Below are 660 nucleotides of genomic sequence, written 5' to 3'. Positions count from 1 at the left end.
GCTGGCGACCCGCCAGATCCGCAAGATGATCTCCTCCTACGTGGGCGAGAACAAGGAGTTCGAGCGTCAGTACCTGGCCGGCGAGCTGGAGCTGGAGTTCAACCCGCAGGGCACCCTGGCCGAGCGGCTGCGCGCCGGCGGTGCGGGCATTCCGGCCTTCTTCACCGCGACCGGCTACGGCACGGTGGTGGCCGAAGGCAAGGAAACCCGCGAGTTCGACGGCAAGCACTACGTGATGGAGACCGCGCTGCGCGCCGACATCGCGCTGGTCAAGGCGTGGAAGGCCGACGAGGCCGGCAACCTGGTGTTCCGAAAGACCGCGCGCAACTTCAACCCGGCCTGCGCGATGGCCGGCAAGCTGTGCATCGTGGAAGTGGAAGAGGTGGTGCCGGTGGGCAGCATCGACCCGGACCAGGTGCATCTGCCGGGCATCTACGTGCACCGCATCGTGCACAACCCGCACCCCGAGAAGCGTATCGAACAGCGTACCGTGCGCCAGGAGGCGAACTGAGATGGCCTGGACCCGTGATGAAATGGCACAGCGCGCCGCGCGCGAGCTGACCGACGGTGCGTACGTGAACCTGGGCATCGGTCTGCCGACCCTGGTGGCCAACCATATTCCCGACGGCGTGGACGTGTGGTTGCAGTCCGAGAATGGGC

General features: G+C 66.7%; 2 protein-coding genes. Both read left to right on the top strand.

Translation table 11 applies throughout. The features are described from left to right. A partial coding sequence (locus tag AAE045_RS23635; RefSeq protein WP_455549743.1) for a CoA transferase subunit A occupies positions 1 to 511 on the top strand: 511 nt, incomplete at its 5' end. 1 nt (position 512) lies between these two features. Continuing rightward, positions 513 to 660: CoA-transferase (locus AAE045_RS23630; protein WP_455549744.1), on the top strand; the 148-nt coding region annotated here is incomplete at its 3' end.

Origin of the sequence: Dryocola clanedunensis (assembly GCF_038405435.1) — a bacterium.
Classification (GTDB): Bacteria; Pseudomonadota; Gammaproteobacteria; order Enterobacterales; family Enterobacteriaceae; genus Dryocola; species Dryocola clanedunensis_A.
Note: the sequence above shows the minus strand (reverse complement) of the source record. Positions and strands in the feature narration are given on the sequence as shown.